The 12832-nt window shown below is 72.7% G+C and carries 11 protein-coding genes; 10 read left to right on the top strand and 1 reads right to left on the bottom strand.

Annotated features, from left to right (window positions below):
- Positions 1-108: 108 nt before the first annotated feature.
- A complete protein-coding gene (locus tag OHO83_RS35800) occupies positions 109-2238 on the top strand; it encodes a primosomal protein N' (protein WP_406516924.1) in 2130 nt (709 codons plus the stop codon).
- 129 nt (positions 2239-2367) lie between these two features.
- On the opposite strand, the gene OHO83_RS35805 is transcribed toward OHO83_RS35800, so the two are convergent.
- A complete protein-coding gene (locus OHO83_RS35805; RefSeq protein WP_266668350.1) occupies positions 2368-2907 on the bottom strand; it encodes a hypothetical protein in 540 nt (179 codons plus the stop codon).
- A 260-nt stretch (positions 2908-3167) separates the two neighbouring features.
- On the opposite strand from OHO83_RS35805, the gene fmt reads away from it, so the two are divergent.
- The 9 genes from fmt (at position 3168) to OHO83_RS35850 (ending at position 12799) form a co-directional block, all read left to right on the top strand.
- Positions 3168-4112, top strand: coding sequence for a methionyl-tRNA formyltransferase (gene fmt / locus OHO83_RS35810; protein WP_330280293.1), 945 nt, complete (start codon positions 3168-3170; stop codon positions 4110-4112).
- A 34-nt stretch (positions 4113-4146) separates the two neighbouring features.
- Positions 4147-5604 (top strand): RsmB/NOP family class I SAM-dependent RNA methyltransferase, encoded by a 1458-nt coding sequence (locus OHO83_RS35815; RefSeq protein WP_330280294.1) that lies wholly within the window; start codon positions 4147-4149, stop codon positions 5602-5604.
- A 648-nt stretch (positions 5605-6252) separates the two neighbouring features.
- Positions 6253-6939 carry a ribulose-phosphate 3-epimerase gene (gene rpe, locus OHO83_RS35820; RefSeq protein WP_100597433.1) on the top strand — a complete coding sequence of 229 codons (687 nt, stop codon included), beginning with the start codon at positions 6253-6255 and terminating at the stop codon, positions 6937-6939.
- 78 nt (positions 6940-7017) lie between these two features.
- Complete coding sequence (locus OHO83_RS35825) at positions 7018-8061, top strand: sugar-binding transcriptional regulator (RefSeq protein ID WP_227293623.1); 1044 nt, start codon at positions 7018-7020, stop codon at positions 8059-8061.
- Between the two features lie 72 nt (positions 8062-8133).
- Complete coding sequence (locus tag OHO83_RS35830; protein WP_330280828.1) at positions 8134-8574, top strand: ribonuclease domain-containing protein; 441 nt, start codon at positions 8134-8136, stop codon at positions 8572-8574.
- Positions 8571-8927, top strand: coding sequence for a barstar family protein (locus tag OHO83_RS35835; protein ID WP_266668345.1), 357 nt, complete (start codon positions 8571-8573; stop codon positions 8925-8927). The genes OHO83_RS35830 and OHO83_RS35835 overlap by 4 nt, the downstream gene beginning before the upstream one ends.
- 109 nt (positions 8928-9036) lie before the next feature.
- Positions 9037-10479, top strand: a complete 1443-nt coding sequence (locus tag OHO83_RS35840) for a GuaB1 family IMP dehydrogenase-related protein (protein WP_266668343.1) — start codon at positions 9037-9039, stop codon at positions 10477-10479.
- Positions 10480-10863: 384 nt separating this feature from the next.
- The gene (locus tag OHO83_RS35845) at positions 10864-12336 is read left to right on the top strand and encodes an amino acid permease (protein WP_330280295.1); all 1473 of its coding nucleotides are present in this window, start codon (positions 10864-10866) and stop codon (positions 12334-12336) included.
- A 10-nt stretch (positions 12337-12346) separates the two neighbouring features.
- Positions 12347-12799, top strand: coding sequence for an Lrp/AsnC family transcriptional regulator (locus OHO83_RS35850; RefSeq protein WP_100597439.1), 453 nt, complete (start codon positions 12347-12349; stop codon positions 12797-12799).
- The last annotated feature ends 33 nt before the right edge of the window (positions 12800-12832 follow it).

Consider the following 12832-nt stretch of genomic DNA (forward strand, 5'->3'; position numbering starts at 1 on the left):
CTCTCGCCTTCATGAGGCGCGGGGAGCCGCGCGAGCAACCCCCAGCCGCCCGCAGCCCGTCGCCCACGCCCGACGGCGATGTCGGACCGCTCTGGTAGGAATGCAACTGTGAGCAGCCAGAATGACCGGCCCGAAGCGGAGCAACTCGCTTTCATCCGGGAGACCGTCCGCCGCGCCAAGGTCCCGAAGGCCAAGCCGCGGACCTGGCGGGGTGCGCCGCTGGCGAAGGAGCTGCCCGTCGCCCGGGTGCTCGTGGACAAGGGCGTGCTGCATCTCGACCGGTACTTCGACTACGCGGTGCCCGAGGAGCTCGACGCCGACGCGCAGCCGGGCGTGCGGGTGCGCGTGCGGTTCGGCGCCGGGAAGCACTCCGTGCGGGACGGGCGCCGCGAGGGGGGCGGCCTGATCGACGGGTTCGTCGTCGCACGGGTCGCCGCGTCCGAGTACCAGGGGCCGCTCGCCGCCCTCGCGCAGGTCGTGTCGCCCGAGCGCGTGCTCGGGGAGGAACTGCTCGGTCTCGCCCGCGCCGTCGCCGACCGGTACGCGGGAAGCCTCGCCGACGTGCTCCAGCTGGCCGTCCCGCCACGGAACGCACGCGCGGAGAAGAAGCCGTCGCCCGAGCCGCTCCCGCCTCCGCCGGCGCCGGACGCGGGCAGCTGGCGGCGGTACGAGCGCGGGGCCGGATTCCTGGAGGCTCTCGCGTCGGGCGGCGCGCCAAGGGCCGTGTGGACCGCGCTGCCCGGACCCGAGTGGGCCGACGAAGTGGCGCGTGCCGTCGCCGCGACCCTCTCCTCGGGGCGCGGCGCCCTGGTCGTCGTGCCCGACGGGCGCGTGGTCGCCCGGGTCGACGCCGCGCTGGGCGCCGTACTCGGCGAGGGACGGCATGCCGTGCTGACCGCCGACGCGGGCCCCGAGAAGCGGTACCGCGAGTGGCTCGGGGTGCGGCGCGGGTCGGTGCGGGCGGTCGTGGGCACCCGGGCCGCGATGTTCGCCCCCGTGCGGGATCTGGGTCTCGTGGTCATCTGGGACGACGGCGACTCCAGCCACGCGGAGCCGCATGCCCCGCAGCCGCATGCGCGCGATGTGCTGCTGCTGCGGTCCGCGCACGACAAGTGTGCTTTTCTGCTGGGGAGTTGGAGCTGCACGGTCGAGGCCGCGCAGCTCGTCGAGAGCGGTTGGGCCGCGCCCCTCGTCGCGGGGCGTGACCAGGTGCGGGGCGCCGCACCCCTCGTACGGACGGTGGGGGACGGGGATCTCGCGCGCGACGAGGCGGCGCGGGCCGCGCGCCTGCCCTCGCTCGCGTGGCAGGTGGTGCGGGAAGGGCTGAAGAGCGGGCCGGTTCTGGTGCAGGTGCCGCGACGGGGTTACGTACCGCGGCTCGCGTGCGAGCGGTGCCGCGAGCCCGCGCGCTGCCGCCACTGCGCCGGGCCGCTGGAGGCGAGTGAGGGGACGTCCAGCCTGAAGTGCGGCTGGTGCGGCCAGGAGGAGAGCGCCTGGCACTGCCAGGAGTGCGGGGGGTTCCGGCTGCGGGCGCAGGTCGTGGGGGCGCGCAGGACGGCGGAGGAGCTGGGGCGGGCGTTTCCCGCGGTGCCGGTGCGCACGTCCGGGCGGGAGCAGGTCCTCGACACGGTGCCGGGGGCGCCGGCCCTGGTGGTGAGTACGCCGGGCGCGGAGCCGGTGGCCGAAGGCGGGTACGCGGCCGCCCTGTTGCTCGACGGCTGGGCGATGCTGGGCCGCCCCGATCTGCGGGCGGGGGAGGACGCGCTGCGGCGCTGGATCGCGGCAGCCTCGCTGGTGAGACCACAGGGGGTGGGCGGCACGGTGGTGATCGTGGCCGAGCCGACACTGCGTCCCGTGCAGGCGTTGGTGCGGTGGGACCCCGTGGGGCACGCCGTGCGGGAGCTCTCCGAGCGGGCCGAACTCGGCTTCCCGCCGGTGTCGAGGATGGCGGCGGTCTCGGGCGCGCCCGAGGCACTGGCCGGATTCCTGGCGGCGGTGGAACTGCCGGGCGACGCCGAGGTGTTGGGCCCTGTTCCGGTGCCGGACGCACCGCCGGGATCGTCGCGCCGCCCCGGGGCCCCGCCGCCGGGGGAGCACTGGGAGCGCGTCCTGGTCCGGGTCCCGCCCGGCAGCGGCGCGGCACTCGCGTCGGCGCTGAAGCACGCGCAGGCGGCCCGGATGGCCCGCGGGGGCACGGAGCCGGTACGGGTACGGGTCGATCCGCCGGACATCGGCTGACGCGGCGGGGCGGCTCGCCCCGAGGGCCGGTGGGGGCCCGGCCCGGGTGGGCCCCGGAACAACGCCCTGCACACCCCCGACACACCTCAGCCTCCCCGTATGTGGCAGACGGGGAGGCTGTGAGTGAGGTCAGCCGTTGCGCGGGCCGGGGAAGGCCGTGGGGCGGGGGTCCTCGCGCAGTGCCTGGCTGCCCGCTGTCGGTTGCGTGGGCATGGAGCGGGCGGCAGGGACGGACGGGATCGTCGCCGTGCCGATGGGGACGGGGGGCCGTGTCCCGGCCGTCTCCGTCGCCCGTTCGGCGTCGGCCGCCGCCTGTGCCGCGGCCCTGCGGGCCCCGTACCGGCGGTGTACGGCCTGCTTCGTCACCCCGAGCGCGGAGCCCACGGCGTCCCACGAGAAGCCCAGCGAGCGGTCGAAGTCGACGGCGGCGGTCACCAGGGTCTCGACGCTGTCGCGCAGCTCCTGGGCCAGGCGGACGGTCGGGGCGGGAGCGCGCCCGTAGACGACGAAGCCCGCGGAGGGGCCGGAGCGGCGTGGGCGGTAGACGTTGCCGAGCTGGGCGGTGAGGGTGCGCAGTGCGTCCACCTGCCGGCGGACCCGCTCGATGTCCCGTACCAGGAGGTGCAGGCTGGCCCGTGCCTGGGCGTCGTGGGTTGCGTGGTCGGCCATGAACAAGCCTCTCGAGACCGGCGTTGAAACGGATCGGGCCGCATCTGTGGCCCTTGGTTGGTCAACTCTTCCTTGACCAACGCGCCAGTTGGTGAGGGGTCACGCTGGAGGGGCGTATGCGCATATGCACAGGGCGCGCGTCGATGCGTACGCCCCCAGGGGCGAGCGGCCGCGAATAACGGAGGGAAGGGCCCCGTGGAACGGTCATAGACTGGTGTGCTGCCCGTCAAGTCCCTGCCCCGAGAGGCCGAAAGACACCTATGAAGCTCGTCTTCGCAGGCACCCCCGAGGTCGCCGTTCCCGCTCTGGACGCCCTGATCGCCTCCGACCGCCACGAGGTCGCCGCGGTCGTCACCCGGCCGGACGCTCCCGCGGGCCGCGGCCGCCGGCTCGTCGCCAGTCCGGTCGCCGAGCGCGCGGAGGAGGCGGGGATCGAGGTCCTCAAGCCCGCGAAGCCGCGCGACGAGGCGTTCCTGGCCCGGCTGCGCGAGATCGCGCCCGACTGCTGCCCGGTCGTCGCGTACGGCGCGCTGCTGCCGAAGGTCGCCCTCGACGTCCCCGCGCGCGGCTGGGTCAACCTCCATTTCTCACTGCTGCCCGCCTGGCGCGGTGCCGCCCCCGTGCAGCACGCGATCATGGCCGGCGACGAGATCACCGGTGCGTCCACGTTCCTGATCGAGGAAGGGCTCGACTCCGGGCCGCTCTACGGGACGGTGACGGAGATGGTGCGGCCCACCGACACGAGCGGTGACCTGCTCACCCGGCTGGCGTTCGCGGGCGCCGGACTGCTCTCCGCGACCATGGACGGCATCGAGGACGGCTCCCTGAAGGCCCTGCCGCAGCCCGCCGACGGCATCACGGTCGCCCCGAAGATCACCGTCGAGAACGCGCTGGTCGACTGGGCGGCGCCCGCCCTGCGCGTCGACCGCGTCGTCCGCGGCTGCACGCCGGCGCCCGGCGCCTGGACCGTCTTCCGGGACGAGCGCCTCAAGCTCATCCAGGCCGTGCCGATTCCGGCCCGCACCGATCTCGCGCCCGGCGAGCTCGCCGTCGGCAAGAAGAACCTGTACGTGGGAACCGGCTCGTACGCGGTCGAGTTGCTGTGGGTGCAGGCTCAGGGCAAGAAGCCGATGGTCGCGGCCGACTGGGCGCGCGGGGTGCGGATCGCCCCGGGCGAGCGCCTGGGCGGGACCGACGTAGGCTGAATGGGTTCGAGCCGATACCAGCAGCGGAGCACCTTTGAACGACCAGCCCGGCCGGCGTCCCCAGAAGTCAGGTAAGCCCGGCACCCCCGGGAAGCAGGGAAAGCCGTACCGCCGCCCTCAGAAGGACCCGGTCCGTTACCTCGCCTTCGAGGCGCTCCGGGCCGTGGACGAGCGCGATGCGTATGCGAACCTCGTGCTCCCGCCGCTGCTGCGCAAGGCGCGCGAGAAGGGCGACTTCGACGCCCGTGACGCGGCGCTCGCCACGGAGCTGGTGTACGGGACGCTGCGCCGGCAGGGCACGTACGACGCGATCGTCGCCGCCTGCATCGACCGGCCGCTGCGGGAGGTCGACCCGCCTGTTCTCGATGTGCTGAACATGGGCGTCCACCAGCTGCTCGGCACGCGGATCCCCACGCACGCGGCCGTGTCGGCCTCCGTGGAGCTGGCGCGGGTCGTGCTGGGTGACGGGCGCGCCAAGTTCGTGAACGCCGTGCTCCGCAAGGTGGCGCAGGACGACCTCGACGGGTGGGTGGAGAAGGTCGCGCCGCCGTACGACGAGGACGCCGAGGACCATCTCGCCGTGGTGCATTCGCATCCGCGATGGATCGTGTCGGCGCTGTGGGACTCGCTCGGCGGCGGCCGTGCGGGTATCGAGGACCTGTTGGAGGCCGACAACGAGCGGCCCGAGGTGACGCTCGTGGCGCGGCCGGGGCGGACGACCGCGGATGTCGTTCTGGACGAGGTCGGCGAGGAGTCCGCGCTGCCGGGGCGCTGGTCGCCGTACGCCGTGCGGCTCACCGAGGGCGGTGAGCCCGGCTCCCTCGATCCCGTGCGGACCGGCCGGGCCGGTGTCCAGGACGAGGGCAGCCAGCTCGTGGCGATCGCCCTCGCGAACGCGCCCCTGGAGGGCCGGGACGAGAAGTGGCTCGACGGCTGCGCCGGCCCCGGTGGCAAGGCGGCCATGCTCGCCGGACTCGCCTCCGAACGGGGTGCCGCCCTGCTCGCCGCCGAGAAGCAGCCCCACCGCGCCCGCCTCGTGGCGAACGCGCTCGCGGGGAACCCGGGCCCGTACCAGGTCATCGCGGCCGACGGGACCCGCCCGCCGTGGGGTCCCGGTACGTTCGACCGCGTCCTCATGGACGTGCCCTGCACCGGTCTCGGCGCGCTGCGCCGCAGGCCCGAGGCGCGCTGGCGGCGGCGCCTCGAGGACCTGGAGGGCTTCGCGCCGCTCCAGCGCTCACTCCTGACCACCGCGCTCGACTCCGTACGGGTGGGAGGCATCGTCGGCTACGCGACCTGTTCGCCGCACCTGGCCGAGACCCGCGCCGTCGTGGACGACGTCATGAAGCACCACGCCGGCGCCGAACTCATCGACGCGCGCCCGCTGCTGCCCGGCGTACCGGCGCTCGGGGACGGCCCCGACATCCAGCTCTGGCCGCATCTGCACGGCACGGACGCGATGTATCTGGCGCTGATCCGGCGCACCGCCTGACACCGACGCACGGCTGACCGTCGGTCCGCGCGCCGTCAGGTGCCGGGGCCGGCGGTCTTTGCCGTGGCGGGCGGCGGGGGTGGGATCCGGATGGCCGGCGCCGCCGCCGGGACCGGTTTGTCGAAGACCGGGCCGCGGGCCCGAGGCCCGTGGTTCCCACGGGAGTGCGGGGCCCTGACCTGCCGTACGTCCTCGGTGATCCGTGCGCCGTCCTGCACCGTGAGCCCGCTCCCGTGCGCGTGGATCACGACCAGCGGGGACGGTCTCGGGACTGAAGTCCTCGGAGATGTCGAGGACTTGCGCGGGATCGGAGGAGCCGGGCAGCCGGGACGAGGCGTCGTTGGCCTGTGCGTCCGAGAGCTTCTGCGCGAGGGGCGCGGCCCACCACGGGGGCGACGAGTCAGAGCGGGACCGGCGGCCTCTTGGAGCGCGGTCCGCAGACCGGCCGGGCCACCGAGCGACCTCGGGCCGACTCCGGTAGCCCCCTTTGGTACGGCCTTGGGCACGTCCGCCACGGGTTCTCCGGCTGCCCGCACGGTGCTTTCCCGGGCGCTCAGCATGGCACGGGGGCCAGGGCGCGGCATCCGGGGAGCGAGACAGGTCTGGACCGGGGCGAGCAACCGGCGCCGGGCATGGCAGTCTTGGGTCATGGCCGTGCAGATCAACCCCAGCATCCTGTCCGCGGACTTCGCCCGCCTTGCCGAGGAGGCAAAGGCCGTCGAGGGCGCCGACTGGCTCCATGTCGACGTCATGGACAACCACTTCGTCCCGAACCTGACCCTCGGGGTGCCGGTCGTGGAGTCCTTGGCGCGGGCCACGGACATCCCGCTGGACTGCCATCTGATGATCGAGGACGCCGATCGCTGGGCGCCGCAGTACGTCGAGGCGGGCGCCGGGTCCGTCACGTTCCACGCGGAGGCCGCGGCCGCCCCCATCCGGCTCGCCCGCGAGATCCGCGCCAAGGGCGCCCGCGCCTCCATGGCGCTCAAGCCGGCGACCCCCATCGAGCCGTACGAGGACCTGCTCCCCGAGCTCGACATGCTGCTGATCATGACGGTTGAGCCGGGCTTCGGCGGGCAGGCCTTCCTGGACCTCATGCTGCCGAAGATCCGCCGCACCCGTGAGCTGATCAGCAAGCACGGCCTCGAACTCTGGCTCCAGGTCGACGGCGGCGTCTCGGCCTCCACCATCGAGCGCTGCGCGGAGGCGGGCGCCGACGTCTTCGTCGCCGGTTCCGCCGTCTACGGCGCCGCCGACCCCGCCCAGGCGGTACGTGCACTGCGCACGCAGGCGGAGACGGTGTCGGCCGCCGCGGCCTGGGCATGCGGCCACTGAGCCACGGGAACGTGAACGCCGCCCATCAGGGCAGATCAAGTCCGCCACATCTGCAAGGATGAACGGCGAGTCCAGGTTGTGAACAGCAGTGAGGAGATCGCCGTGTCGGCACTGTCGCCGGGTCGCTCAGCGATGCGGATGGGACCCGCGGAGCTGGTGCAGGCGGCGGCCATGGCCCGCCGCTTCTATCTCGAGGGCAAATCCAAGATCCAGATCGCCGAGGAGTTCGGCGTGAGCCGCTTCAAGGTGGCCAGGGTCCTGGAGACCGCGCTCGAACGGGATCTCGTACGCATCGAGATCCGCGTACCGGCCGAGCTCGACGCGGAGCGCTCCGACGCGCTGCGCGCCCGCTACGGCCTGCGGCACGCCGTGGTGGTCGAATCCCCGGCCGAGGCCGAGGAGTCGCCCGACCCCGAGAACCTCGGCGAGGTCGCGGCCGACCTCCTGGGCGAGCTGGTCTCCGAGGGCGATGTGCTGGGCCTGGCCTGGGGCCGCTCGACCATCCACATGGCGGCCGCGCTCGACCGGCTGCCGCCCTGCACGGTCGTGCAGCTCACGGGCGTGTACGACGCCGGGACCGCCGAGCGCGGCTCCGTCGAGGCCGTGCGGCGCGCCGCCCAGGTCTCCGGCGGCGAGGCCCACCCGATCTACGCGCCGATGCTCCTGCCCGACCCGGCCACCGCGGCCGCGCTGCGCAGCCAGACGGGCATCGCCCGCGCCTTCGAGTACTTCGACAAGGTCACGGTCGCCTGCGTCTCCATCGGCTCCTGGGAGCCGGGCATCTCCACCGTCCACGACATGCTCAGCGACGAGGAGCGGGCCCACTACGCCTCGCTGGGCGTCGCCGCCGAGATGTCCGCGCACCTCTTCGACGCCGAGGGCCGCCGGGTCGGCCGTGACCTGGGCGAGCGGTGCATCACGGTCGAGGCGGACCGCCTGCGGCGGATACCGGAGGTCGTCGCCATCGCGGGCGGTCAGCGCAAGGCCGCCGCGATCGACGCGGTGCTCAGGTCGGGGCTCGTCACCAGCCTCGTCACGGACACGGCCGCCGCGGACTTCCTCCTCACCGCTGGCCCCACGCCGAAGCCGGCGCTGAACCGCGCGGACCCCGACGGGGCCTAGGCCCCCTGCATGAGCGCGGTGCCCATGTCGCGTACCGCGCTCACCGGAGGCGGCTGTGGCAGCATCGGCAGCATGCTGCCGCGGCTTCTCACCCGCCTCCCCGCTCTCCTCCCCGTGCGCCTCCTGGGGGCGGTGCTCGTAGCCCTCGCCGTGCTGGGCACCGGGTGCTCCGCCCAGGACACACAACAGGGCACGACGGCGGCCCCGGGCCGCTCCACGCCCGCCTGGGCGCGGGGCCGGCGCACCGTCCCTGAGTCTGGGCTCCCCGCCGAGGCCCGTACGACCCTGACCCTCATCGAGAAGGGCGGCCCGTTCCCGTACGCCAAGGACGGTGCCGTCTTCGGGAACTTCGAGCGGGAGCTGCCCCGGCAGAGCCGCGGCTACTACCACGAGTACACCGTCCCCACCCCCGGCGAGCGGGACCGCGGCGCCCGGCGCATCGTCATGGGGCAGGGCCACGAGACGTACTACACCGATGACCATTACGAGTCGTTCAAGGCGGTGCTGAGATGACCGGAGGTCCCGACAGGATCCGTGTCCTCGACCTCGAAGGTGTCAAGGACAAGGCCGGGTTCATGGACCGGTGCGTGCGCGACCTGGAGCTGCCGGACTGGTTCGGCCGCAACTGGGACGCGCTGTTCGACGTCCTGACCGATGTCTCCTTCTGGCCCGACGGCAGTGAGCAGGCGCTGCTGCTGTCCGTCGAGGGCTGGCGGCCCTACGCCAGTGCCAGGCCCGAGGACTGGGAGACCGCGCTCGACGTGTTCACCGACGCGGTCGACCGCAGGCGTGGCCGGAACCCGAGGCTCGTGATCGCACTGACCCTTGGAGGATCCGACCACACCCCCTCCCGACCGCCTGTGTAATCGTCCGTGGGCATGTGGTAGCGGCGGCATGGGACACTGAAGTACGTGCTTTTCCCCCACGGGCTGACCTGCCCGGGGGCCACCTCTGATCGACTGGGATGAGCAGCACGTGCGTTTCCTCAACGACATCCAGCCTGCGTACGACCTGACCTACGACGATGTCTTCATGGTGCCGAGCCGCAGCGCCGTGGGTTCCCGTCAGGCGGTCGACCTGGCGTCCCCCGACGGCACAGGCACCACGATTCCGCTGGTCGTCGCCAACATGACCGCGATCGCCGGGCGCCGCATGGCCGAGACCGTCGCCCGCCGCGGGGGCCTCGTCGTCATCCCGCAGGACATCCCGATCGAGGTGGTCACCGAGGTCATCTCCTGGGTGAAGACCCGCCACCTGGTCCTCGACACCCCCATCGTCCTCGTCCCGCACCAGACCGTCGCCGACGCGCTCGCGCTGCTGAACAAGCGCGCGCACAACGCCGGTGTCGTGGTGGACGAGGAACAGCGGCCCGTCGGCGTCGTCACGGACGCCGACCTGACCGGCGTCGACCGGTTCACGCAGCTGTCCGAGGTCATGTCCAAGGACCTGCTCCTGCTCGACGCGGACATCGACCCGCGCGACGCCTTCAACAAGCTGGACCACGCCAACCGCCGCTACGCCCCCGCCGTGGGCGCCGACGGCCGCCTCGCGGGCATCCTGACCCGCACGGGCGCCCTGCGCGCGACGCTCTACACCCCGGCCACCGACGCGAACGGCAAGCTCCGCATCGCGGCCGCCGTCGGCATCAACGGCGACGTGGCGGGCAAGGCCAAGCAGCTCCTCGACGCCGGTGCGGACACCATCGTGGTCGACACCGCGCACGGCCACCAGGAGTCGATGATCTCCGCGATCAAGGCCGTCCGCGGCCTCGACCCGCAGGTGCCCATCGTCGCGGGCAACATCGTCGCCGCCGAGGGCGTCAAGGACCTCATCGAGGCCGGTGCCGACATCATCAAGGTCGGCGTGGGCCCCGGCGCCATGTGCACCACGCGCATGATGACCGGCGTCGGCCGGCCGCAGTTCTCCGCCGTCCTGGAGTGCGCCGCCGAGGCGAAGAAGTACGGCAAGCACGTCTGGGCCGACGGCGGCGTCCGGCACCCGCGCGACGTCGCCATGGCGCTCGCCGCCGGCGCGTCGAACGTCATGATCGGCTCCTGGTTCGCGGGCACGTACGAGTCCCCGGGCGACCTCCAGCACGACGCCCAGGGGCGCGCGTACAAGGAGTCGTTCGGCATGGCGTCCGCGCGTGCCGTGAAGAACCGCACGAGCGAGGAGTCCGCCTACGACCGCGCCCGCAAGGCGCTGTTCGAGGAGGGCATCTCCACCTCGCGCATGTTCCTCGACCCGCAGCGTCCGGGCGTCGAGGACCTGATCGACTCGGTCATCGCGGGCGTCCGCTCCTCCTGCACCTACGCGGGTGCCAACTCCCTCGCGGAGTTCGAGGAGAAGGCCGTCGTCGGCATCCAGTCCGCCGCCGGTTACGCGGAGGGCAAGCCTCTGCACGCCAGCTGGAGCTAGTCGCTCCGCAGGGTCCGGCCGCTCTCTGCCTGCGGGTCGAGCGGCTGGTCGCGCCCGCGTGGCGGAGCCGCATCCCGGCACAGCCCCGCGCCCCCTCTCGGGGCGCGGGGTCTCGCTTTTTCCGGAAGTTTCCGAGAGTCGGAACGCAACGGACGAAACGGACCGCGCAACGTTCGTCCGCACCCGCGCGCACCACGCAACGTTCATACACGTATACGCAAGGTTGCTGCATTACAGCTGGGAAGAGAAAACCTTTAGAGTCAGGCGCTGTACGTGGCGTGGCGGGGACGGCCTGCTCGGCGGTCCCCGGTCTGGTGTGGGCTGTCGCTGCTTGCCGTTCCCGGCGCGCGCCCACCTGACCGGCAGCGATGAAGGAGCCAGCCCGTGCTCGACCACGGCGCACCACCGCGCACCCGAACAACCGAGACCCCCACCCCGGGCCTCGGCGCCAGGCTGATGCGGCGCAAGCCGGTGGAAGCCCTGGTCGCGGAGGGTGGCCAGGGCGAAGGCGGCAGTCTGCGCCGCTCGCTCGGCATGTGGCAGCTGACCATGATCAGCATCGGTGCCACGCTCGGCACCGGCATCTTCGTGGTGCTCGGCGAGGCCGTCCCGAAGGCGGGCCCCGCGGTCACCCTGTCGTTCGTGATCGCCGGCCTCACGGCCCTCTTCTCGGCGCTCTCGTACGCCGAACTGGCCGGGACCATACCGGTCGCGGGCTCCTCCTACTCGTATGCGTACGCAACGATGGGTGAGCTGATCGCCTGGATCTGCGGCTGGTGTCTGGTCCTCGAGTACGGCGTCTCGGTCGCGGCGGTCGCCGTCGGCTGGGGCGAGTACCTGAACGAGCTCCTGGACGGCACGATCGGCGTCACGATCCCCGACGCCCTGTCCGCGCCCCCCGGCGACGGCGGCATCTTCAACCTGCCGGCGCTGATCGTCGTACTCCTCGCGATGGCGTTCCTGCTCGGTGGCGCCCGTGAGTCCGCCCGCGCCAACACGATCATGGTCGTCGTCAAGATCGTGGCGCTGCTGCTGTTCTGTGCCATCGGCATCAAGGGCTTCCAGTCCGGCAACTACGAGCACTTCATGCCGCTCGGCATGGCGGGCGTCAGCGCCGCCGGTGCCACCCTGTTCTTCTCCTACATCGGATTCGACGCCGCCTCCACCGCCGGTGAGGAGGCCAAGAACGCGCAGCGCGACCTGCCGCGCGCCATCATGCTCTCCCTCGTGATCGTCACCGCGCTGTACGTGCTCGTCGCGGCCGTCGCCGTGGGCGCCAAGCCGTGGAAGCAGTTCAACGACTCCGAGGCCGCGCTCGCCGGGATCATGAAGGACGTCACCGGGCAGTCGTTCTGGGCGACGCTGCTCGCCGCCGGAGCCGTCATCGCCATCGCGTCCGTCGTCCTGACCGTGCTCTACGGCCAGACCCGCATCCTGTTCGCGATGTCCCGCGACGGCCTCGTGCCCAAGGTGTTCTCGAAGGTCCACCCCAAGACGGGGGCGCCGCGCGCCAACACCGTGATCGTCTCGCTGTTCTGCGGCATCCTCGCCGCCGCGATCCCGCTCGGCCAGCTCGCCGACGCGACCAGCATCGGCACGCTCTTCGCGTTCGCCCTGGTCAACATCGCGGTCGTGGTCCTGCGCCGCACGCGCCCCGACATGCCGCGCACCTTCCGGGTGCCGCTCTCGCCGATCCTGCCGGCGCTCGGCTTCGGGTTCTGCGTGTGGATGATGGGCAGCCTGTCCACCGTCACCTGGGTGGTCTTCGGCGTGTGGATGGCCGTCGGCCTCGTGTTCTACTTCCTTTACGGGGCCCGTCGCTCCCGACTCGCCTCCGCGCCTGCCCAAGAGAAGTGAACCACCTGCCTTGCTGAACGATCTCGACGAACGCATCGTGCACGCCCTCGCCGAGGACGCCCGCCGCTCCTACGCCGACATCGGCCAGCTCGTCGGCCTGTCCGCGCCTGCCGTCAAGCGGCGCGTGGACCGGCTGCGGGCCACCGGAGCCATCACGGGCTTCACGGTCAGGGTCGACCCGGCCGCGCTCGGCTGGGAGACCGAGGGGTTCATCGAGATGTACTGCCGCCGCAACACCTCGCCCGAGGCCATCAAGCGCGGCCTCGAGCGCTACCCCGAGGTCGCGTCCGCGTCCACCGTCACCGGCGACGCGGACGCGATCGTCCAGGTCTTCGCCTCGGACATGCGGCACTTCGAGCGGGTCCTGGAACGGATCGCGGGGGAGCCGTTCGTGGAGCGGACCAAGTCGGTGCTCGTCCTGTCGCCGCTGATGCGGCGCTACACGTCGGGCTCGCCCGCGTGACGCCGCACCGCGTGGGTGTGCCGGACGCCACGG

The organism is Streptomyces sp. NBC_00569, assembly GCF_036345255.1.
GTDB lineage: Bacteria > Actinomycetota > Actinomycetes > Streptomycetales > Streptomycetaceae > Streptomyces.